Origin of the sequence: Flavobacterium sp. GCM10023249 (assembly GCF_042653365.1) — a bacterium.
Taxonomy (GTDB): Bacteria; Bacteroidota; Bacteroidia; order Flavobacteriales; family Flavobacteriaceae; genus Flavobacterium.
This window is the reverse complement of record NZ_JBHSHZ010000003.1, coordinates 64470-88172: the sequence shown is the minus strand read 5'-3', so window position 1 is coordinate 88172 and position 23703 is coordinate 64470. Positions and strand designations below refer to the sequence as shown.

The 23703-nt window shown below is 35.6% G+C and carries 22 protein-coding genes; 7 read left to right on the top strand and 15 right to left on the bottom strand.

Annotation, left to right across the window (positions count from 1 at the left end; translation table 11 throughout):
• The first annotated feature begins 1330 nt into the window (after positions 1-1330).
• Both ACFO7M_RS01340 and ACFO7M_RS01335 read left to right on the top strand, forming a co-directional pair.
• Positions 1331-1744, top strand: a complete 414-nt coding sequence (locus ACFO7M_RS01340; protein WP_379716986.1) for a hypothetical protein — start codon at positions 1331-1333, stop codon at positions 1742-1744.
• Between the two features lie 146 nt (positions 1745-1890).
• Complete coding sequence (locus tag ACFO7M_RS01335) at positions 1891-2661, top strand: hypothetical protein (protein ID WP_379733616.1); 771 nt, start codon at positions 1891-1893, stop codon at positions 2659-2661.
• 138 nt (positions 2662-2799) lie between these two features.
• On the opposite strand, the gene ACFO7M_RS01330 is transcribed toward ACFO7M_RS01335, so the two are convergent.
• Both ACFO7M_RS01330 and ACFO7M_RS01325 read right to left on the bottom strand, forming a co-directional pair.
• On the bottom strand, positions 2800-3156 hold the full coding sequence (locus ACFO7M_RS01330) for an RNA recognition motif domain-containing protein (protein WP_379716991.1): 357 nt from the start codon (positions 3154-3156) through the stop codon (positions 2800-2802).
• A 146-nt stretch (positions 3157-3302) separates the two neighbouring features.
• On the bottom strand, positions 3303-3989 hold the full coding sequence (locus tag ACFO7M_RS01325; RefSeq protein WP_379716994.1) for a DUF6252 family protein: 687 nt from the start codon (positions 3987-3989) through the stop codon (positions 3303-3305).
• A 169-nt stretch (positions 3990-4158) separates the two neighbouring features.
• Here ACFO7M_RS01325 and ACFO7M_RS01320 point away from each other — a divergent pair, with 169 nt between their 5' ends.
• The 4 genes from ACFO7M_RS01320 to ACFO7M_RS01305 all read left to right on the top strand — a co-directional run bounded on the left by ACFO7M_RS01320 (position 4159) and on the right by ACFO7M_RS01305 (position 6459).
• The gene (locus tag ACFO7M_RS01320) at positions 4159-4731 is read left to right on the top strand and encodes a 30S ribosomal protein S16 (RefSeq protein ID WP_379716997.1); all 573 of its coding nucleotides are present in this window, start codon (positions 4159-4161) and stop codon (positions 4729-4731) included.
• Between the two features lie 15 nt (positions 4732-4746).
• Positions 4747-5274 carry a ribosome maturation factor RimM gene (gene rimM, locus ACFO7M_RS01315; protein WP_379717000.1) on the top strand — a complete coding sequence of 176 codons (528 nt, stop codon included), beginning with the start codon at positions 4747-4749 and terminating at the stop codon, positions 5272-5274.
• A 102-nt stretch (positions 5275-5376) separates the two neighbouring features.
• Positions 5377-5727 carry a four helix bundle protein gene (locus ACFO7M_RS01310; protein WP_379717003.1) on the top strand — a complete coding sequence of 117 codons (351 nt, stop codon included), beginning with the start codon at positions 5377-5379 and terminating at the stop codon, positions 5725-5727.
• 21 nt (positions 5728-5748) lie between these two features.
• Positions 5749-6459: a tRNA1(Val) (adenine(37)-N6)-methyltransferase gene (locus tag ACFO7M_RS01305; protein WP_379733614.1), complete on the top strand. Its 711-nt coding sequence runs from the start codon at positions 5749-5751 to the stop codon at positions 6457-6459.
• On the opposite strand, the gene ACFO7M_RS01300 is transcribed toward ACFO7M_RS01305, so the two are convergent.
• The 7 genes from ACFO7M_RS01300 to ACFO7M_RS01270 all read right to left on the bottom strand — a co-directional run bounded on the left by ACFO7M_RS01300 (position 6460) and on the right by ACFO7M_RS01270 (position 15944).
• Positions 6460-7017: a thrombospondin type 3 repeat-containing protein gene (locus tag ACFO7M_RS01300; RefSeq protein ID WP_379717009.1), complete on the bottom strand. Its 558-nt coding sequence runs from the start codon at positions 7015-7017 to the stop codon at positions 6460-6462.
• Entirely contained in the window at positions 7017-7616 is a 600-nt protein-coding gene (locus ACFO7M_RS01295) for a response regulator transcription factor (RefSeq protein WP_379717012.1), read from the bottom strand. The genes ACFO7M_RS01300 and ACFO7M_RS01295 overlap by 1 nt, the downstream gene beginning before the upstream one ends.
• A 565-nt stretch (positions 7617-8181) precedes the next feature.
• Positions 8182-10578, bottom strand: coding sequence for a T9SS type A sorting domain-containing protein (locus ACFO7M_RS01290; RefSeq protein ID WP_379733612.1), 2397 nt, complete (start codon positions 10576-10578; stop codon positions 8182-8184).
• A gap of 126 nt (positions 10579-10704) precedes the next feature.
• A complete protein-coding gene (locus ACFO7M_RS01285) occupies positions 10705-10908 on the bottom strand; it encodes a hypothetical protein (protein ID WP_379733611.1) in 204 nt (67 codons plus the stop codon).
• Between the two features lie 99 nt (positions 10909-11007).
• On the bottom strand, positions 11008-12249 hold the full coding sequence (locus ACFO7M_RS01280) for a T9SS type A sorting domain-containing protein (protein ID WP_379733609.1): 1242 nt from the start codon (positions 12247-12249) through the stop codon (positions 11008-11010).
• A gap of 4 nt (positions 12250-12253) precedes the next feature.
• Entirely contained in the window at positions 12254-13282 is a 1029-nt protein-coding gene (locus tag ACFO7M_RS01275) for a hypothetical protein (RefSeq protein WP_379717025.1), read from the bottom strand.
• A gap of 109 nt (positions 13283-13391) precedes the next feature.
• A complete protein-coding gene (locus ACFO7M_RS01270) occupies positions 13392-15944 on the bottom strand; it encodes a T9SS type A sorting domain-containing protein (RefSeq protein ID WP_379733607.1) in 2553 nt (850 codons plus the stop codon).
• A gap of 174 nt (positions 15945-16118) precedes the next feature.
• Here ACFO7M_RS01270 and ACFO7M_RS01265 point away from each other — a divergent pair, with 174 nt between their 5' ends.
• Complete coding sequence (locus ACFO7M_RS01265) at positions 16119-16241, top strand: hypothetical protein (protein WP_379717031.1); 123 nt, start codon at positions 16119-16121, stop codon at positions 16239-16241.
• 62 nt (positions 16242-16303) lie between these two features.
• Here ACFO7M_RS01265 and ACFO7M_RS01260 read toward each other — a convergent pair whose 3' ends face one another.
• From ACFO7M_RS01260 to ACFO7M_RS01235, 6 genes are all read right to left on the bottom strand, one after another.
• Complete coding sequence (locus tag ACFO7M_RS01260) at positions 16304-19213, bottom strand: two-component regulator propeller domain-containing protein (protein WP_379733605.1); 2910 nt, start codon at positions 19211-19213, stop codon at positions 16304-16306.
• Positions 19214-19231: 18 nt separating this feature from the next.
• A complete protein-coding gene (locus tag ACFO7M_RS01255; protein ID WP_379733603.1) occupies positions 19232-20530 on the bottom strand; it encodes an HlyD family secretion protein in 1299 nt (432 codons plus the stop codon).
• Positions 20531-20533: 3 nt separating this feature from the next.
• Complete coding sequence (locus ACFO7M_RS01250) at positions 20534-22726, bottom strand: peptidase domain-containing ABC transporter (protein WP_379717041.1); 2193 nt, start codon at positions 22724-22726, stop codon at positions 20534-20536.
• A 313-nt stretch (positions 22727-23039) separates the two neighbouring features.
• On the bottom strand, positions 23040-23228 hold the full coding sequence (locus ACFO7M_RS01245; protein ID WP_379717044.1) for a hypothetical protein: 189 nt from the start codon (positions 23226-23228) through the stop codon (positions 23040-23042).
• A 13-nt stretch (positions 23229-23241) separates the two neighbouring features.
• Entirely contained in the window at positions 23242-23406 is a 165-nt protein-coding gene (locus ACFO7M_RS01240) for a hypothetical protein (RefSeq protein ID WP_379717047.1), read from the bottom strand.
• A 22-nt stretch (positions 23407-23428) separates the two neighbouring features.
• The gene (locus ACFO7M_RS01235) at positions 23429-23641 is read right to left on the bottom strand and encodes a hypothetical protein (protein ID WP_379717050.1); all 213 of its coding nucleotides are present in this window, start codon (positions 23639-23641) and stop codon (positions 23429-23431) included.
• Between the last annotated feature and the right edge of the window lie 62 nt (positions 23642-23703).

Below are 23703 nucleotides of genomic sequence, written 5' to 3'. Positions count from 1 at the left end.
CTATAGAAGTACCATGCCTAAATTTATTTAAAAAAAATACTTTTTATTTGTTTTTAAGCACAGTTCTTTGTCAGGGTTAGAACCGCTGACAGGGTAGCGTTCGATAAGTCACGAATTACACCCGAGTACACCAATATCTAAGCAATCTAAAAATCCAATAATCTAATAGTCTTACTGCACTTACACTGCACTTACACTGCACTTACACTGCACTTACACTGCACTTAAGGGTCAACCGGAATGGGGTATTCTTATTGTGTTGGAGATGCTAAAATTACGTATAAATACGGATTGACTGGTGTGGGAAAATTGCGGAAATTGTGGGATGGGAATTGCTTATTCCCTTTGTGGGCACGGATTGCAAATCCGCGCTATCGGGCTTGACGTTCACTTGTGTTTTCATTTGTAAGTTTCTCCTCCTGAAATCTTAAAAGTTTTTTAACCTGAGCACTTCAATAGCTAAGAAGTCAAATCCTCTAATAATTTAATACTCTACTACTACTTTGATATTACTTTGATATTACTTTGATACTACTTTAATACTACTTTGATACTACTTTGATACTACTTTGATATTACTTTGATATTACTTTGATATTACTTTGATACTACTTTGATATTACTTTGATACTACTTTAATACTACTTTGATACGTCAAATATCCTTAGAACCTGTTACTTATTTTATTGGCATGGATTATCAATTTGCAGTGTAATGGAAAGTTAGACTTGCCTTCTTAAATAAGTACAAGTAAAAAAATCAGACATCACAAATCATTAAGAGCTCTATCGTTTTTAATTTATTAGTTTTGTGGAATGTCACAATCTTACTAATCATTACAAAGAATGTTTACGAATTTATCGAATACTCAAAAAAACAGTGCAAAAACTGTCGTGTTTTATGTCTTATATATTTTACTGACTATTATTGGCATGAAGACATTGCCAGGAGGTTATTGCGCGCCCGGACCCAATGCTATTCTGATAGTACTGGCTCCTTTTATTGTAGGGTTGTTAACAATCGTTTCTGCAGTGAGAACTTATCTCAACAAAGAACATCTTGGTTCGCTGCTTGTTCATATTTTCGTCTTATTTCTTTTAGGGGTGTTAATTTGTTGTTTTATATAAATTGTTGTTTTTTTCCCCCTATGGTACCAAAATAACAACCTCTTAGTGGCAAAATCATCGAAAGCAGTCAATTTAATACTATTAAGAAAAAGATTACAAAATATTTTGCTTTCACTTTTATTATAGTCTAAAAATTATTAATTTTATCTGTGACGAACAACTGCATTCTAACCCTTGCAGCTACGCTTAACAGAACAGAGACCATGATAAATCAACAAGGCTACACCAAGCTTCATGAAACAGACCAATTGGTTTTAGGGCATATTTTTGAGAATGCCTATCTGACCAACAAAGACACAAATGACTCGATTTTTATTGGTCATTTTTATGGTGACCCCAATTGCGGAATTATTGGCAGTGACAATAGCTGGTGTTTGGTTGGAGGATATACCCTTACACTCTGGACAACCAACGAATTAACAGAAATAAAAGATGATACCGTTAATTGGACATTTAAAATACGCCAAACCGATACGCATAAAGTAGAGCTATTAATTGATCCTTGGGCAGACCATTCTTCCGTTTGGGAGTTTGATATACAAACTAAATCCCTACGAAAAATCAAAGATTTCAACGACTACAAAAATCAATCCTACACTGAGAATATTGTTTGGTAACCACCATCGGAACGTTGTTGACTACACAAAAAAGCAACACTGCATTTCACTTCGATTGGATTGTGTTATGATTTCAGAAAAGGTTAAAATCATAAAACAACTCGTTTTCGTATATTTGGCATAGTGACCGCTTGAACTTGACTACTATGACAGTACAACCTTTAGATCCAGACCAATTCGGTCCTATTTTATTTGAAACCTATCGCATTGAAGGGCATACTACTTTTGACGATTTACTAGCTGTGCATCATCAATTCAAGCGAGAACATCAAGATCATTCGGTGATTATTACTTTAGATGATTTAGGGCAAGCAGAATATACCAGTACCCATGCTATCTTAGCCCATGACCTTGACACTATCGAAGGACATGATTTAACAGGAATTGACGCTTCGGCTTTTGAAAACGGAGAACACCTTGGCTATCTTTCGACCCCTTCCGAATTTTTCATACAAAGGGAGAATTTCTTGCAAAAGGCGCAAGAGTGCTCATTTTCCGACGCCTGCGACAGTGGTCTAACGATTGACGATTCGGAGATTCAGCTTTTAGAAAAAATACAACAATCGCCCATTACCTATCTGGACAAACAAGTGCTAGTTAAAATTGTTCCGGCACGACATTCTTACGAAGCCCTTTGTGGATTTCCGAATGGTTATTTTTCCAGCGATTTGGATCCATTTGAAAATTATGCTTTAGCCCGACATTTACATGACCACTATGGTTATACTTTTTTAGGAATAGGCGCCTCGTTGTTGGGGTTTATAAGAGAGCAACCCTTAGAAGTTGAAGCAGCAAAAGCATTGGCTACCGATTTGATTGCCTTGTACAATTCCGACGAAAGTAGTTATGAGCGTATGTTAGCCTTAATTGAGAACCGTACTTATTTATTTTTAAAATACACTGAATACTTAGCCTAAAGGATACACACCCCACAATAACGTAAAAAGTCACGGAGAATCACACTCATTTGAGCGTTTTAGAACAAGAAAAAAATATGGGTACAAAAAAACCATCTCGAAAGAGATGGTTCACAAACAATAATATAAAAAATAGTCTTAGTATCTTCCTCCTCTATTGTTACCACCACCGTAGTTACCACCACCGCGGTTGTTTCCTCCATAACTTCCACCAGCTGGGCGGTTGTTACTGAAACTTCTTCTTTCGCCTTCCGGTTTCGGTTCCGATTTGTTTACCACAATCGTACGTCCTTCTACGGTAGCACCATTTAACTCTTGGATAGCTTTTAAAGCTTCTTCATCGCTTGACATTTCAACGAATCCAAACCCTTTACTTCTTCCTGTAAATTTATCAGTAATAATTTTTACTGAAGTTACAGTACCATACACTCCGAAAGAGTCTCTTAAGTCAGCCTCATCAATTGAAAACGGCAAACTTCCTACAAAAATGTTCATATATAAATTTTATAATTTGGTCAAAGGTAGACTATTAAATTGGTAAATACCTGACAATTAAAGTTTTTCTTTAAAAATACTTGTATTAAACAAAAAAACCATCCTAAATAAGGATGGTTTTTTTGAGTATATTCAGATGTAAATGCTTATTCCAAAGGTAGGTTATAGAAAACTCCGTCTTTACAAGAAGCCACTTCACCAGTTGTTGCATCAAAAGCAGTAAATTTGAAGTTACCTGAAATGGTAGTCCCTGTATTTTTGGTAATCACCACTTGTCCATTACTATTTGCAACCGTTTTAATTACAAGAGTCGCATTATTGTTTCCTGAAGCAATTGCTACCACATCCCCCGGAACATATCCAGTACCTGGAATATTAATCGTTGCTTTCGTAACAACACCATTAGGATTTGCTTCGATATTCACTTTCAACCCTGTACCCGACCCTCCTGTTGTAGCAACGATGCTTGAAGTAACATAATTACTACCACCGTTAGCTAAAGCAATTTCATAAGCCGGTGCTGCATTAATACCGGTAGTATATTGTTCATCGGAAGTATTACTAACCGTAGTAAAAACCGCTTTATTGGCTTGATTGGATGTTCCTAGTAAATATGCCCCCACTGCAGTACCGCTAGTTTTCAACATCAAATTATAACCCGATGATGTACCGTTCAAAGTTAGCTGACCATCGACAACCGTTGCCGATTTTAGGTTAGCACTCCAAACTTCGTTATTGATTCTTGCTTGAAAAGCGGGATCGTTGAATTCGACTTCACTCTGACAAGAAAACAAGGTGGTTACCACTGAAAGTATAAGTATAATTTTTTTCATAATAGAAGTATTTGTGGAATACAAAAGTATACTTTTCGCGTTTTGAAAGTATAAATTAGACAAAATATTTTATTCGATTGATATAAAATAGTTTGCGAATGAAAATTTTGACTATATTTGCACCCTTAAATAACCGAGGTCGAGTACCTCAAATTAATCAATAAAGATTATGTCAGTAAAAATTAGATTACAAAGACACGGAAAAAAAGGGAAACCTTTTTACTGGATCGTAGCAGCAGATGCTAGATCAAAAAGAGATGGTAGATTCTTAGAGAAAATCGGAACTTACAATCCAAACACTAACCCTGCAACTATCGACTTAAATGTTGATCAAGCAGTTACATGGTTATTCAACGGTGCTCAGCCTACTGACACTGCAAGAGCAATCCTTTCTTACAAAGGTGCTTTATTAAAACACCACTTAGAAGGCGGAGTACGTAAAGGTGCTTTAACTCCTGAGCAAGCAGAAGCTAAATTCAACGCTTGGCTAGACGAGAAAGCTGGAAAAGTTACTGCTAAGAAAGACGGATTAGCAAAATCGAAAGCAGATGCTAAAGCTGAGGCGTTAAAAGCTGAAAAAGCGGCTAACGAAAAACGTGCTGCTGCACAAGCAGAAGCGTTAAAAGCTGCTGAAGCTACAGAAGAGGTTGCTGAAGAAGTAGAAGCTCCTGCAGATGTTGAAGCAACTGTAGAGGAAACTCCTGCAACTGAAGAAGCTAACAACGAAGAAACTGAAGCTTAATTATAACTGGCGGTAATGCGTAAAGACGATTGTTTCTATTTAGGTAAAATCGCTAAAAAATTTAGTTTCAAAGGTGAAGTCCTTATCTATTTGGATACGGATGAACCTGAAATGTATGAAGATTTGGAATCAGTTTTTGTTGAATTCAACAAAAATCTGGTTCCATTTTTTATTGAAAATTCCCAACTTCACAAAGGCGACTTCCTGAAAGTCCGTTTTGAAGATGTGGATAACGAGGAAGAAGCCGACAAATTGATTGGCTGTGAAGTATACCTTCCTTTAACTATGTTGCCGAAACTTGAGGGCAACAAATTTTACTACCACGAAGTCATTGGTTTTGATGTTATCGATACCCGTTTGGGGAATATTGGTAAAATAGTTGCCATTAATGACAGTGCTGCACAACCTTTATTTGAAATTGACAAAGACGGCATTGAAATTTTGGTTCCTATGATTGATGATTTCATTATCGAGGTAAGTCGCGAGAAAAAATCCATCTTTTTGAATACTCCTGAGGGATTGGTTGATCTTTATTTAGGTTAAAATTTCAAATTCCAAATTCCAAAAACTAAATTCCAAAAACTAAATTTCGAATTCTCAGGAATAAACACTACTTTTCAGTGACTAAAAGCCAAAAAAACAATCATGGAAAAGCCTTATAATTTAGAAGAGCGCACTTATTTATTTGCCAAATATTGCAGAATTTACATTAGCCGATTACCCAAAACAATTTCTAACATTGAAGACAGCAAACAACTTGTAAGATCATCCGGTTCCGTTGCAGCAAATTATATTGAAGGGAATGAGAAATTAGGAGCTAAAGATTTATTATTTCGATTAAAAATTTCAAGAAAAGAAGCCAAAGAATCAATGCTTTGGTTACAATTATTACATGATTTAAACCCCAATGAATCAATAGATTCCAACCCATTAATCAGAGAAGCAGGAGAAATAAGAAAAATAGTATCCGCAATGATTAAAAAATTGGAATTTTGAGTTTGGGTTTTGTGATTTTTTATGAGCCAATTTAACTTTAAACAATTTACCATTCAACAAGACCGTTGCGCGATGAAAGTCGGCACTGATGGTGTTTTATTAGGTGCTTGGACGCCCCTTATCAACAATCCCTATTCCATACTCGACATCGGAACCGGAACCGGACTCATTGCTTTAATGTTAGCCCAGCGCAGTAATGCCGAACAGATTGACGCTATCGAAATCGACGACGATGCTTACGAGCAGGCTACCGAAAATTTTGAAAACTCCCCATGGAATGACCGTTTGTATTGTTATCATGCCGGACTCGATGAATTTGTGGAAGAAGTAGAAGAAGAATTTGATTTGATTGTATCCAATCCACCCTTTTACACCGACGATTACAAATCAGGTGATGATCAGCGTGACAATGCCCGTTTTGAAGATTCCCTTCCGTTTGATGAGTTAGTCGAAGCAGCCGATTTCTTCTTATCAGATAATGGAATTTTTGCCTTGATTGTTCCGTTTAAAGAAGAAGAAAAAATCATTGCACTTTGCCAGGACAGTCAATTATTTCCTTTGAAAATCACTCGAGTAAAAGGGACGCCTACTGCAGAAATCAAAAGGAGTTTACTCGCCTTTACCAGAATTGAGCAAACCCCATTTATTGATGAATTAGTTATAGAAATTGGACGTCATGACTACACTCCGGAGTATGTTGCACTGACCAAAGACTTTTACTTAAAAATGTAATTACAACCTGATTTTACGAGTATGCACATTTTCTGAAGTGCGTATTTTCACGATATAGACACCCGAAGAAAATCCTTCTAAATTGACATTTTCCTGTTTAGGTTGCAGTACCTCTTTAGCAATTCTTCCATTGAGATCGAAAATCTGAATTCCTTCAACAATTGCTTTGGATTCCACGATTAATTCGATCAGATTTGTGTTCTTTTTTACATAGACTTTTAGTCCACTCCATTCAAAATCATTATTATTTAGCGAGGGATCGCATGCATTCCCAATACCATTCCCATCGCTATCTTGTTGCCCTGGATTACTGACATAAATGCAATTATCACACACATCTCCAACCCCATCCATATCGGCATCCATTTGCGCATTGTTGGCCACATAAGGGCAGTTATCACAAACATCTCCACGACCATCTACATCCTGATCCGATTGTGTTGGATTATACAATGAGGGACAATTATCTACAGCATTCAAATAACCGTCATTGTCCATATCCTGAGCAGATCCAACAAGATGTAGTAGCAAACCTAAAACTAGAACTACTTTATTCATTAAAATCGTTTATTAATTAATTCTTCTCTACTGGTTACCTGTAGTTTTTCGTAAATATTCTTTACATGGGTTTTGATTGTATTGACACTCAAACACAAGGCATCTGCAATGGAAGCATAGCTTTTCCCTTTAGACAACAGGTCGAGAACTTCATTTTCACGTTGGGTTAAATCGTTATGTCTTTTTTGCTGGAACGATTCCACCACCATACGGGCGATATTAACGCTCATGGGTGCTCCACCTAACTTTAGTTGATTCAAAGCCTCTATTACTTTCTGTTTTCCGGAGTTCTTAGTAAGATACCCTACAGCACCCGCACACAATGCATCAAAAACATACTGAGAATTTTCATGTATTGACACTACAATAATCGCTAAGTGTGGTAGTAGTTGTTTTACTTGTTTAATTCCTTCAATACCGTTAATTCCAGGCAAAGTAATGTCGGTCAGGAGAATATCAGGAGCCAATTCTTTGATTAGCGGCAGCGCCATTTCATAGGATTCGAAATCACCTATCACTTCATATCCCTCTTCCTGATTGATAATATCTTTCAGGGAATTTCTTAAAATTTCGTAATCTTCTATTAATACAACTTTCATTGGGCAAAAATAAAAAATCAAGTACAAGTAAAATACTTGCACTTGATTTTAATTTTAATTCTATTTTAAATTATGGGAGGGTAGTAGCAATGGTTGCTCCGACTGAACGTCCCAGTTGGTGTGCTGTTAGGTTACCTGAGAAATAACTCCCCCAAAATGCCCAATCCACATCACCATACTCACCCCCTACAATGTGTTTTAACTCTGATTTTTTTCAAAACAGCCGTTTCCATTTTGCTTTTAAAGTTTTCTAGTTTCATAAAAAAGAATTTAAGTATAGATTTCAAATGTATCGATTTCTATAATGAAAAAAATCACCCGATTTGGGTGATTTTATACACTTAAAAATTGCAACAAATAACATTAAAGCAGTAAAATTAGATATTGGATTATTCGATCAAATCGCACCCATTTACTTTCTTGAAACGAAAAAACAGGACAAATCAATTCCAATTTCCAAAAAGGATTTTGTTACGTAGTATTGCTTAATTTCTGTCTTTACTATTTAAAATAGACAAATCAGATAGCCGTCTCTTTCGAGACGGCTAATACAACCCAACCAACCCTATTCTTTAATAATTTTTTTAGATAAAATTCCTTTTTCAGTATCTAATTGGATAAAGTAGATACCTTTTGACAATGCACTTAAATTGATACTATTGTCATTGGACAAGGTATTTGTTTGCAGTACACGCCCATTCATATCGACAACAGAAAACTTTTTAATTGTCAGATTATTGGTATTTTGCAAAGTGATAACATCAAGCACTGGGTTAGGATAAAGTGACAAGCCCGATTGGTTAAAGTCCTCGACAGACAAAGTTGAAGAAATTACCAAATTATCTACGAATAAATAATGGGTGCCCGTTCCTGTACTTTGAGAACTATTTCTAATTGCAAAACGATACGCACCTGAAACGGAAGGAGTATATGATGCGTTTTTAGCCACAAATACATTAGAAGCTTGCGTATCGAAATCAGTCCAAATGATATTATAATCAGCTGGAGTTGTTGAAGTTGTATTAGTTCCAACAAGTACTTCAACTTGATATTGCGTGGTATTCCCCGAAGTTGAATAATCTTTCAAATAAAAATTAACATTGTACGATTGTCCAGCGATTAAATTTACGGGTTTTGTAAACAAATAAGCGTTAGTTAGCGCTGCTGAGTCACTAATTGAATACACTGAATTTGCCCCATTATATACAAAAGCATTTGGTCCACCAGTTTGGAATCTCCAATTTGCATTTGTTGTATCGCTGTATCTACCTAAACCTAAAAAACCAAAGCTGGTTTCTGTATCAAAATTCTCCACATAAGGAGCTTCGACTGGATCAAAAGCAGTTGCTACTTGAATAGGACCTTCCCATAAACTTTCATCAGACACGGAACAATTAGACTTGACATACATATCGTACACTTTTCCTTGCTCTAAACCTGTAAATTGAAAACTATTCGTTGTTGGATTCCCGGATTGAATTAAACCAGCAGGTTGTCTACCCCAGTTACGTAATCCTATTTGAACAGAATACGAATCCGGTGTCGAATCACCTAATGTTGGCGCATTCCACTGTAAATGAACACTTGTTGTTGTTACAGGAGACACTAAGCTATAGGCATTGGGTGTAAAACAAGTTTGAGGTGTAAAAGTATACGTAAAATCAATGGCAGCACTATCATGTATATTATCCCAAACGATATAATAGGTTGTATTTGCAACTATTTCCAGATTCTGAACGGATGAATTCTTATTGATTCCAGGAGAAATATCATCATTACCTGCCACACAAGTTAACGAGCCACACGTTCCTGAATAGATTGAAAGCCTTGTATCTTCAGATATAGGATTTTGTACAGTTTGTGAAGTAACTGTCAAAACTCCGTTTTGAGTTGGTGTAAATTTGTACCAATTAGCCGCAGCGTTGTTATTGGAGTAATTATAACACAAGCCCGAACCCGAAGGTGGATTTCCAAAGTAACTGCCAATTAAAACCCTATCTGAATTGTTAGTTAAAACAGTTGCATTAGCACAAGCATCACCGATTTGTATTCTTCTAATTTGGTGATTATAATAATCACAGGCCAAAAGATAATACGAATTTATTGGAAAAATCCCCATTAATCCATTAAATCTAGAAGTTGCGGCGTTCCCATTTTGAAAACCAGATGTGTTCGAAGTTCCTGAAATAACCTGTAATGAATTGCTTAACAGGTTAAATCCCATCAATTTGTAATTGTTCGTAAAATACAACATGTTATCCGCGTAACTTATACAGTTGATATTATCTGCTGATCCGGTTAATGTAGATACCGCAGTAGCCGTAATTTTTTTAATTACCGTATTATTTTGATCGGTAAAATATAGGTTGCCGTTCGTATCGAATTCCAAATCACGTGGATAACTAAACGAAGAACCCAGTAGAGTTCCATTTGCATTTCCAGGAGAAAAAGGCGTACCCGCATAAGTAGTTGTTGTATTTGTTGAAGGCACATACTTTTGTATGGCATGAAATGTTGGAACTGAATAGTAAATATTCCCTGCATCATCAACTTCAACCCCCCAAGCTCCCCCAAATGAAGAGGTTGTCGAACTATTCGAATAAATTTGTCCTAAAATCGCGCCATTCGTATCGATACGTAGTACTTTTTCATAATCGATAACGGTTGACACAATAAAAGTATTCGTTGTAGCATCATATGCCATATCGTGTATATTCCCAATCACAGTTGAAATAGTAGACACATTACCAAGTTCATCTATTTTTCTTAACCTTCCATTATCTCCAACATAAGTGTAAAAACCTGCCTTTATTACACAAGTAGGATAAGAGTAACGTGCTTGAAACAACCCTCCGTCTTGCGATCCTTCGGTTGTGCTTCCTGTATAGGTATTTGATTGTCCGATTTGACCTAATGCACTTATACTTACAAGCACAAAAAGAGAAAATAAAATTTTTTTCATAGCTAATTTGTTTTTTGCAAATGTCTTAACTATGCTCATTTTTTACTTCACCCAAATAGGGTGATTTTACAAAAAAAGCAGCTTCAAAAAGAAGCTGCTCAATAAGTTACGAATTTTCTTATCCTACTATTTTACACCTGCCACAGCACCTGCACCTGCAGTACTACCTGGATTACTACCTTCGCTAGATGAAGAATTGGCATCATGCTCCATGTAAATTACTACAGCGGCAACTAACATACCAGCTACAAAAATAGGATTACCACCTCTTACAGATAACAACTCGGTATCATTCAATTGTTGAGATTGGAATTTTTCTAGATTTCTCATATTACATGTTTTTTAGTTTATGATTCAAAAGTACTATTATGATTAAAATAAAAAATCACCCATACAGGGTGATTTTTCTTACATAATAAAAAACTTCAATTACTCAATGATAATTTTTTTATCGATCCATTGATCACCTGAGCGAATCCTAAGGAAATACATCCCTTTCATTTTGTTGATTAGATTCACTTCCACTACTGTTGTATTTTTTAGATCTTGAATCCTATTCACTTCTTGTCCCAAAGTGTTATAAATTTCAATTTCGTCTATATTGGCAGAGGATTTTATGGTAAACTGACCGTTAGATGGATTGGGATATACTCCAATTTCAACACTAGTTCCAACTGTACTATCGCTTATGATTTCTTCTTCGGATACCTCATCATCAGCACCCATTCTATAACTTCCCAAGGAACGATAGCAACTATCATCTACAAAAGCATCAAAAACAGCTCCTTCTTCAACAATACAACCATCTTCCAAGTCTATTGTATAAGTACCGTATAAGTTTAGCACTGCATTAGGCTTCACTACAACATCTCCAAACGGCACTACAGACGAAGCTAAAACAGCTCTACCCACATTAATTCTTTTCGCTTTAATGATAGGATAGACCGTTTTGGCAGTGATTGTTTTGTTTTGTATAGAAACTGTATTGGATTCACATACGCCTTCCTTGTAGAGTGCAACATTATCTAGCTGGACCGTTAATTGTTTTGCCGGATTGTTATAGAGCCACACTAAAGGAAAAAAAGACAAAAAATACTCCGACTCATTCTCTGTAGAAAAATAAACGGTTCTCATTTCCCAGTCCGAAATTCCGGTGGAAGGAATAGTATATGATTCTAAATTACCTCTAACACCACCTTCTTCCAAAACGGCACCACAATCACCTGAATTTTTATAATAATAAGGCTTGTTCCAATTAGACAATTTAACATTAAAACTGGCATATCCGTTGGGAACATTAAAATCTGCTTTAATAAAATAAACCAATCGGTAATTCGTGTGAGGTTCTAATCTATAACCATCCAAATAAACTTCTTCCGCTAAAACCCGATTATTAGTTCCTTGAAAATTTTGTGCCCATAAAGTCAATGAAGAATTCCCATTCTCATTTAGAATTGAAGGAGTTCCTTTGGTGGCTTTCCAATTCGCTAAGCAATCCACCTTTCTAACTGGGTAACCAGCTTCGAAAGAGATACTCGGACAGATTCCACTTGACGTTACATTGGCTCCATATTCAGGGCTTACTGTTTCGAAATTTTCTTGAAAAATTTGCGCTTGACCTCCATTCCATATACAGAAATTAAGGAGCAAAAAATAGCATACCTTTTTCATCGCTTTAATTGGATTTATTCAACAAAGCTTCAATTTTTGCTAATCTTTCTTGTAACAGTTTGTTTTGCTTTTCGAGATCAATAACATACAAAGTCAACTCTTCAATTTTTTGCATATGTTTTTCCTGCATTTGCGCTACATCAATCCCGTTTTCCAGCACTTCTTTCTCGGAAGGGATATTTGGCAAGTGCTTGTTTTCTTTAATGAATTGTTCCACATCCGACAAGGCAGGCAATTTGTACTCTGAATTAAACACATAATCTGCCCATACATTGGTTCGTACTCTTATTGCTTTGGCTCTAAATTCTCCATCAAGTCTTAATGTACCTGCCTGATCTAAACGCATCAGGGTTCCATAGCTTTCTCCATTGGTATTTACTCTCAATTGTCTCCAACTGAATCCACCATACATAAGATTATTATCAAAATACGCTTCGCCTGTTCCACCTGAATTATATCTATCATCATAACTTAATCGCAAACCTCTATTATAACTAGCTCCATTCGTATTCACAATGATTTCTTTTCCTTTTACCTCCCCATTTACATTTAATTGAGTAGTAGGAAAAGTATTTAGTGTCATCTTCGCCACATCTGAAGTTGGATAAACACTACTTCCAGGAGTAAGATTGTTCAAACCGTAAAAATCGATTTTTCCTTCTTGAAATCGGATAAATGAAGCACGATTCGAAGTAGGTATAAAGGTAGCACCGTCGCCGAAAACTCCAGCTCCGATATAGCCTGTACCATTCGTTCTAATATCTCCTTCAGGATAACAACATCCGCCTCCCAAAAGCCAAAGTCCACCTTGCATACTCTGTCTGTCTTTGAAGAAAACACCTCTTTGTAATCCAGTAATAAAAGAAACCAGGTTTTGACCTACCGCTTCTGTGGTTTGCTGAATCAACAATCGGTTATTGGCATCAACGTTATTGATTTCAACTGTTCCGGTTGAAGGAAATTGATTTTGTGCATAGGACGTTGCACTAGTCACTATAAAAGTGAAAGCTGAAAATAAAATAGTTTTTTTCATTTGATTTTTTGTTTTATTTATAACAAACATAAAAGAAAAAGAAAGTCAAGTTTTCACCCATTCAGGGTGATTTTAACAAAAAACCGCCTCTGATGAGGCGGTAGAGAATTTATTCTTTAATAATCTTTTTTGACAGTATTCCTTTTTCGGTTTCTAATTGTATAAAATAAAACCCTTTTGAAAGTTTCGACAAATCAATTGTATTGTCAGAATCAAGATATGGCTTACTGATGATTACTCTTCCGTTCATATCGACAACGACGTAGTTTTTGATTAGTAGGTTGTCCGGGTTCAGCAATGCGATTCGATCCAAAACCGGGTTTGGATACATAAAAATTGATGTTTTCTTAAAATCATCTACAGAAAGCATTGACGTAATAGAGAAGCTATCCAAATACAACTGTGCATTATCATCGATAGTCCCTAAATAGTAGCCATTATTCTTTAGTCCGAACCTATACTCCCCAGAAGTCGTAGGCACGAAACTACTTTCCATATATGTGTAGGTATTGTTCAATGTGGCCACACTTCTTGACGTCAAAAAAGAATAAGAGGCCTCTGAAGTATAGCTTGCATTAGGCACTACAAATTCGAATAAAGATCCGATCAAACTCGAGCCCGAGGTTTTATTGATTCTAGCATAATAGCCAATTGTATATGTTGACCCTGCCAACAAATTAACTTTCCTAGTAAAAAGTGAGGCTTGTGAAGTTGTCGCATTAGCAAATGGTGAAAAAACCGCTTTTGTGCCACTATGTGACAATACTTCATTTGCACTACCCGAAACTCCTCTTCCCGATGCACTAGAATACGTCCTAAACAGTGTATTTGAAGGTCCAGCGGTGGTGAAACCCGTATCATATAAGGTGGCAGTAGTATCGAAATTTTCACTAAGAGGCAATGCTGCAGAAGTGTATTCTGTAATTGCAGTTATAGGACCATACCACAGCGAGAAATCATTAGCTCCGCAATTTGATTTTAAATAAACATGGTATGTAGTATTGGGCGTTAAACCCGTGAAGGAAGTATTTCGAACCGTAACCGACTTGGACTGAATTTCAGATGCAGTTCCAGGAACAAAACCTGGATTTCCGATTTCTAAAACATAACCTTGAACAGCAACTTGATTTATACTTGTTGTTTGCCATGCCAAATTTACCGTTGTTTCGGTATTTACTTGCGTAGTAGACATTGCAGATGGTTTGAAACAATTTTTAGGTGTAAATTGATATGTAAAATTTACATTTTGATAATCATCTGAATAATAATCAGACCATACAATATAGTAATTTGTACCATAAGCCACTTCAATATCAACCAATTCAGAACGCAAATCAGTTTCCGAAATATTATCATTGGAAGCGTAGCAATTAAGCCCTTCACATATATTGTTCGAATGAGCATATACAGACAAAAGTGTATTTGTACTGGTATTGTTTTCTGCAGTTCGGGTACTAATTGTTAAAAGTCCATTTTGTGTAGGCTTATAAACAAACCATTTTGCATTGGCATCGAAATATCTATTGTTCACTGCACAATTCCAATTTGGTACTCCTTCATTAATGACTCCTATGCTTTGAGTCCCGCTTGTTCCCGTAACTTCGGTTGCATTGGCACAGAAATCACCCAATGTGATTTTTCTTAGCCTACGATTGTACCAATCGGCCACATATAACGAATTGGGTGCAACAAACAATAATGCTGATGGAGTATTGTATCTTGCATACAGCGTTGTTCCGTTCGCAAATCCACTATCTGTTGCTCCTGAAATAGTCGTCACTTGTCCGCCAGAGATTTTACGAATGGTATGACCACTTCGATCTGCCACATACAAATTGGTCCCATCATATTCTATGCTTGAAGGCGAATTAAAAGAGGCCGTTAACAGCGGTCCATTATTACTTGATGCAGCCCCATTACCAGCGAAATGGCTAACGGTATTGGTTGTTAAATCAATTTTACGGATTTTATGGATAGCCGATTCTGCAACATAGAATTCTGTATTTGAAACTGCTTTTACATCCATGGGTTCCCAAAATTTTGCGACATCAAGAGTGCCATCAACATTCCCTGCATTATTGGCGATACCATAGTGAGCGATGTAAGTACCGGAGGTAGTTAACTTTCTGATTATTCGATTCATTCTATCCGCCACAATTAGTTCTCCATTGGGTAAAATATCGATCCCTTGAGGTTGATTAAATCGGACAGGTTGCCCACCTACCAAGAAACCTGAAAAACCATCTCCAGCTATCGTACTAACTACACCTGTTGGCGTAATTTTTCGTATCGTATGGCTTCTTCTATCGGTTACGTACAAATTATCATCTGCATCTGCAACGATATCGTAGGGTTCATAAAATCTAGCAGCAGTACCTGCTCCGTTTGCGGAACCCGGATACCCTAGTTCGCTTCCCGCAAAAACGGTTGAAACCCCACTAGGAGTAATTTTACGAATATTATTGGCTGAAAAGTCGACCACATAAATATTTCCTTGGGAGTCTTTAGTAATCCCAGATAAGGATTTATAGCTATTATTCAAACCCGCACCTGTGAGAATTTGATCCGTACCATTACCTGAAAAAGTGGCAACAGAATTAACTTGCCCTGACCCACTTATTGCACTGAATAAAATGATTAAAAACAGTAGAATTCTTTTCATTGTTTGTCTATTATATTAATTACATGCTTTAGTAATGCTTATCGACTTTTAAGTACGTATTTCATTATCCGGGCAAAATTAAAAGAAAACAAACTGTTGAATATCACCCTAAAAGGGTGATATTCAAAAATATACTACGTGTTATATTTGTTATTCACAAAAAACAAGAAAACTATGGAAACATTTTATGCCAATTCATTAAACAAAAATGCCTTACTAACGATAAAAGGCGGTAACACACCTCCAGACAATCCTAAACCACTTCAAGATGCTGGAGCAGAAGTAGAAGTAAAATAACTTTAAACCTAATGTAATAACTCCTTGCTATTCGTTTTGAAACTGCTTACAAGGAGTTTTTTTTAAAGTTGTCCTTTAAAAGTAATTATTGTTCCCGAACCCGTTTTGGATGCAATTGTCACTTCTGATTTAAGTTTGTTGGCTCTTTTTTGGAGGTTAAGCAATCCATTTTGTCTTTTAAGCTGTTCTTTGTCAAAACCAACACCGTTATCCTTGCATGCGATAATTAAAAACTGTTCTTCAAGCTTAAAAACAAGTTGCAATTGACTTGCATGGCTATACTTGTAAGCATTAGTCATTGCCTCTTTAAACAAAAGCAACAATTGGCGGTTCCAGAAGTGAGGCAATAAAAACTTGGCATCCTCTACTTCATTTTCCACAATGAACTTAATCCCGGAATATTGGTACAATTCTTCACCGAAATCTGTCAATGCAAATATCAATTCTTCTAACGTTCCGTTTTTACTATCAATTGCCCAAATAAAGTCTCGAATTCCCTGAAAAAGATCCTGACTATCTCTATTAATTCGTTCCACTACCGTGTAATTTTCCGAATCTTTAAGCTGTTCTACATGTAATAATTGATCGGACATCACACTTATACCTGCCAATTTATTTCCTAATTCATCATGAAAATCCTGAGCAATATTGTGACGCATTTCATTCAATTGATTTTCGAGGTGCAGATTGGATTCCAAAAGATTTTGTAACATTTGATTTCTTTCTCTTAATTTTTTAAACCTACGGTTTACCAAAAAGAAAAGAATTATGGAAAGAAGCAAAACAAAAGGAACCAACACATACCATCGGAGATACCAAACCGGTATTTTATCTACCGTTATTTTAGCGGAATAACTCCAGTCTGAAAAGTAATATTTTGCTCTAAACTGGAGGGAGAACTTTCCAGAAGAAAAATTGGAAAAATCAATGGTATTCCCTGTTAATTTTGCCCATTTATCCGTATTGAGCTGGTATTCCATGGTATATTCAGAATCGCTAAAATTGATTACCTCTGCAGTTATCGCAAAATTAGAATCAGGCTCTATCTTAATTGACTTTTTTACAATATTACTACCTGTATTCGAAGTAAGATTAATTGGCAGATGTTTCGTCTTTTTCAGCTGGTTCGAACTAAGCAGAGTAACCCCTTTATTACCCAAACAAAGTAATCTACCTTTTCCATTCAAAAAAATTCTCGAATAAAAACTAGAAGGTAACCCTTCTTTTTTGGTATAGCGATAAAACTGCCCCTCATGAAAACGAACCAAACCTTTTTGACTTCCAAACCAGACCGTTCCGGATCCATCGGAATCGACCATAAAAGCATTGAAACAATCGTTCTTATCGTTGACATACGGGTATTTGCGGAATTTACCTTTCGTGTAGATTGTCAACCCTTGAAGAGACAGAATCCAAACCTTATTTCCTCTTTGTTGCATTCCAATTATTTTCTCGGAAAGCAATCCGTCATTATCACTTATCCTTCTGATGTTTTCAAAATCTTCATTTAAAACAAAGATTCCCAAATTTGTGGCTACCCAATACTCTGCATTGATTTTGATTATATTAATAATATTTAGATTATCCTCTGGAGAATAGGGTAATTTTAAACTGACCTCTTTTCGTTTTTGTTTTTTACTGACGTACAAAATTTCATCACCATATATAAAATCAAAGTCACCAAATGCCTTTTTATACATTGGGTACTTATTTGTCAAATAGTAGGGACCCACTTTTTTAAAAATAGGATCTATTTTTTTAGTCGTAATCCCTAAGGTATCATTCGACAATTCCTTGAAACGCATGACACTCGAACATGCTATTTCATTAAAAAAACTATTTGATTTGTTGGAATAGACTATTTTATCTGTTGTAGCATAGAAGTTGAAATGGGGAGTAGCGATAAAATCGAAAAAAAAATTATTCTGAAGAAAATTCTTTTCAACCTGAACCTCAGGTTCTGTTACAGTAAACAGACCATTTCCATAAGTACTAATCCAAAGAATGCCCTCTCTAGACATTAAAATATCACTTACTGGCGCTTTAATACTTTTTCTATTCAGGAAAGTATAGTTGTTGGTTTTCTTATCAAAGAGTACGACTTCATGGCTTTTATCTACTTTATTTTCGGCTAAATACACTTCATACTTTTGATTTTCTACAAACTGTATAACCCGCAAATTCGGTAAGTTAAATGTTCGCTTTCGAATTACTCTTTGGTTATTGAACTCGACCAAGCCACTTGTGGTAACTGCCAAAAAATGATCTTCTTTTCGTTGCAAACCAACTATAACATAATCGTTAAGAAAAGGAAATGGATATTTCACTTTGTCGCTTCCATCGATTGCGATAATGTTAGTAAACTTTGGATTGTATTTATCTGGTAAACAAAAAAGCTGATTGTTGACTTTTGCGATTTGAATTAATTCAGAACCAATTTTATTTTTTCGTACGTATTCCGTAATTTTTTCGGCATTTCGAGGAGTAAACCATTTGTACTTTCCTTTAATATTAAAAAGATTCAGCACCTCGGATGTTGATTTCCCTTTTCCGTAAAAACGTAAACTACACTTGTTTTCAATCACAAAAATCTTATCCTTAAACTCAAGAATTTGATTCAGCTTTTGGTGTTTAAAGCTGCCATCACCAATAGGTGTAAATTTGTTTTTCTCAAAAAAATAAGCTCCTGCACCCCAGGTGGCAATGAGCTTTTTGTTTGCTGATTCCGATTCACTTACTCCAATTACAAAGCTACTTTCTAAACCTTGATTTTGTGTATAATTTAGGAGCCGTTTTCCATTAAATTTTACTAAACCGTTATCTGTACCTATCCAAACATATCCCTCTTTGTCTTGGATAATCTGATAGCATAGGTCATGGGGTAACCCATTCTCCGAATTATAATGAGTAATTTTAAATTGTGAAAAACAGCAATTATAAAAAAGAAAAATAAAAACTGACAGTATTCGCATTCCGCAAATCTATAAATTTTATTCGACCTTAAACATATCTCTAAACTGGTATAAAATTCGTTCGATAAGTCGCAAGTCTTCAGTTATGATTTCGGCAGAACCGCGCATTTCCTGTTGAAAAGGAATTTGCTTTTTATAGCTGGAAAGCATACCTTCCGGTAAAGCGACATCGACCATCACATTACCGTCTTTATCGGGTACTAATGAAATATTTTTAACTTCTCCTTTAAGAATTCCAAACTCTCTGTCCGGAAAATTATTCAGTCGAATATTCACTTTTTGACCGATAGTAATCTTACCCGAATTCAATGAAGGCGCTTTTACTTTCCCTACAAATCCACTTTTGGAAGACGGTACAATCGAAAAAACATTTTCTCCTGCATTGATGGTTTGATTTTCAATCCAAACCTGAGTAAAAGTTACCGTTCCTGGGATTGCAGATTCTATTACATACGCTAGTTCCCAATCTTTAATTGCTTTTTTCAACTGAAAAAAAGATTGCGAAAGATTACGGTCCAGGTTCACGGTCTCTTTCACATCGTTGATTGAGGTTCCTTTAGTAGCTCTATTGTTCTCAATTAGGGAAGAATTCAATTGTGAAATAGAAGTCAATAAATTTTTATAGTTTTTTTCCGCCTGAAAATAACTTAGTTTTTTTGTTTCGTACTCTTGGGCTGATATTACTCCTTTTTCGTGAAGCTTAGTATATCTGGATATATCATTGCGTTGTAATTGCAATTCCTGTTCATTGATTTCCTTCTGTTGATTTAACAAGGTCAATCGCTCTCTGATTTGTGCGTTTTCGGATTTTTGGGCGGAACCTTCTACCTGATACGGTTGCAAATTAGCATTCAAATTATTTGCTTGATAATCTTTTTGAAACACTGCAAATGCGTTTTCAATTTCACCCAATTGTGCTGTTTTGAAATCTGTGAACGGAAAATTAGCATTTTGGGCAATTTGAAACGATTCGACTGCTTTTTTCAAACGAAATACATCGCGGTAATCAGCTGAATTTTCAATCACTGCCAAAGGTGTATGTGCCTTTACATCATATTTATCTTTAATCAAAATAGTCTGGATCCTCCCAGAAGCTTTGGCAATAATTTTTTCGGGTGGAATATTGGTAGTAATAATCACCTCAGCTCCAACAATATCTGGGTATTTCAAAAACCAAGACACGGTAAAAAGCATTATAATGATACCAAAAATTAATACTGTACCCCATCGGATCATCCAATTAGGCACTTTGGTTAGTATATCTTGAACTTCTTCACTTCGCAATTCAAATGAAGTATCTAATTTTGTATCTTCCATAGTTTAGTTTCCTAATTGCAATTGATTTTTAACCAATTCAAAATAATTTCCTTTTTGTTCTACCAAAGCCGAATGACTTCCAATTTCGATGATTTTACCTTTATCTAAAACCACAATTTGGTCAGCATTCATTACAGTACTTAATCGGTGTGCAATTACTACCACTGTCTTATCTTTGAAAAACTGATCTAGTTTGTGCATGATTGCTTTTTCGTTATTGGCATCCAATGCGGAAGTTGCCTCATCAAAAAACAACATTTCTGGATTTTTATAAACCGCCCTAGCAATTAACAAACGTTGTTTTTGTCCGGTACTCATTCCGACACCTTCTTGACCAATTTTTGTATTATACCCCAACGGCAAACTAAAAATATAGTCTTTAATGTTAGCTACATCTGCAGCATAAGCCAAACGTTGTTTATCGACTACATCGACTCCAACGGCTATATTATTCGCAATAGTATCGTTAAAAATAAAGCCTTCTTGCATTACAGCACCAACATTATCGCGCCAAGCTTTTTGAGAAATATTTTTAAGCTGTGAATTTCCAACGGTAACATCCCCTTTTTCAGGCTCGTAAAACTTCAACAGCAATTTCATCAACGTAGTTTTACCACTTCCGCTAACACCTACAATTGCCGTTACTTTTTTGGCAGGTATTGTTAAATTGACGCCATCCAATACCGGGACATCTGATCCTAAATAGCGGTACGATACGTCTTTAATATGAATATCTTCATCTTTAGGTACTTCATGCATTTGAAATTCTTCCTGTTGCACCTCATCCTCTTTATCATGAATCTCAGAAAGGCGAGAAAGTGAAATTTTGGCATCCTGCATTTCTCTCACAAAACCGATCAATTGAGCAATTGGACCATCTAAGCTCCCTACAATTGAACTGATTGCCATCATCATACCTAACGTAATTTCTCCATCAATAACTAACTTGGCCGAAATAAAGACAATAAAAATGTTTTTAAGTTCATTAATAACTGAAGATCCGATAGATTGCGATTGTTCCAAAACCAATCCTTTCATCGAAACTCTGAACAATCTTGCCTGTACATATTCCCAGCTCCAACGCTTTTGTTTTTCGGCGTTATGCAATTTGATTTCCTGCATACCGTTAATCAATTCCATCACTTTACTTTGCTCCTGACTGATTTCAGAAAAACGCTTATAATCCAGTTCTTCTCTTCGTTTCAAAAACAGTGTAATCCATCCGAAATACAATACACTACCTCCAAAAAACACAAAAAATATCTGTAGATTATAATAAGCCAAAACGCCTCCCATTATAAACATGTTGATTACAGAGAAAACAACATTTAAGGAAGAAGTGGTCAAAATTCTTTCGATGCGTCTGTGGTCGTTGATACGTTGCATGATATCACCAGTCATTCGTACGTCAAAAAAAGAAATAGGAAGGTTCATCAGTTTAATAAAGAAATCCGATATCAAGGAAATGTTGATACGAGTAGATAGATGTAGTAAAATCCAACTACGAATCAATTCCAAACCAGTTCTTCCTGCAAACAGGAATAATTGTGCAAAAAGAATAAGATAGATGAATCCGATGTTTTGGTTTTGTATCCCCACATCGACGATACTCTGTGTTAAAAACGGAAATATTAATTGAAGTAAACTTCCCGCTAACAATCCAACACTTAACTGAATTAAAAACGATCGGTATCGTATTAAGTATTGGTATAAAATTCCAAAACCAATACTTTTTTTCTCTTCTTTTTCAAACTCGGTCTGATTGAATTTTGGAGTAGGCTCCATTAACAAAGCGATACCTTCTGTAGTTTTTTGGTCTGCGTTGTTTCCTATCCAGAACTTCAGGAAATCTTCCTGATTGTATGTTATCAGTCCAAAACCTGGATCAGAAATATAATATTTGCCTTTTTTAATTTCATACAGTACAACATAGTGCTCTTTATTCCAATGTAAAATACATGGTAATGGAGCGTCTTCAAGACTTTCGACATTTAATTTGACACCTAATGTTCTAAAACCAATTTTCTCGGCAGCATCGCTTAGAAAAAGTAGATTACTGCCTTCTCTTGTGGTTTCACTTAATTCACGTAATTGTTGTATGTTTAAGGTTTTTCCGTAATACTTCGAAACTATTTTTAAACAGGTAGGCCCACAATCTTTGGAATCTGCTTGTCTATATGTAGGAAATTTTTTCAATTTTTTAGTTTGTTTTGAGCAAAAATAGAGAAAACTGCCTAAAAAAATAGGCAGTTAAAAAGATTTTTAGTGTTTAACCAAGAAACACTTGCTTACATTACTATTATATTTATCAGCAAAATTTACACTTACCATCAGCACATGAGTATCTCATTTCACAAATCGGCTTGCATGATTTACCATCAATTACATTAGAATCAGCTAATTCAAGTCCTCCTGTGATTAATTTCAGCGATTTTTTACTCAGTAACTGTGTACCTTCTAAGTGTAAAATATTTCCCTACAAGGTACCAGTTTTATATAATTAGTAATATTAAGGTTGAAACGGTGCAGTACTTAGAAAATCACAAGTAGTTACACAACAAGAAACTGACCAACAAGTTCCTGCATAAGCACCATTACAATAACATGCAATTTGAGGAACTCTAGCACCACTAATGTCTTTTTGTTCATTTTTAGTGATTTCTTGAACTCCTTTTAGATTTAAAATGTTTTTTAACATAATTGATTTTTAATTAATTATCTAATGGACAAATGTGATCGTAGTTTACACAATCAACCTCATATCCTAAGCTTGCACAATAGCACAATCCGAAAGAACTTCCGCTTCCAGAAATCAACTTTTGTTCGGCATTGGTTAATTCCTTAACCTCTTCTAAATTTAAAAGATTCTTTAACATAAAAAGCGTTTTTAGTTGTTGATTAGCCTCTTGGTAAACACTTACAAAGTGCATAAGTACTATCTGGGTCTTGAATATAACATCCTTGATTTACAGGACATCCAGCGTTACCTACTCCTGTACAAACGATATTACTATCAGTACATATACCTGGTGGTCTTCCACCTTGAATAGTTTTTTGATCAGCATTTGTCAATTTTTGTGCTCCGTCTAAGTTTAAAATGTTTTTTAACATGGTAATTTTAATTTTGGTTATTGATTAATATCCCAATCATTTAGAGACAGTTGGGAAATCTG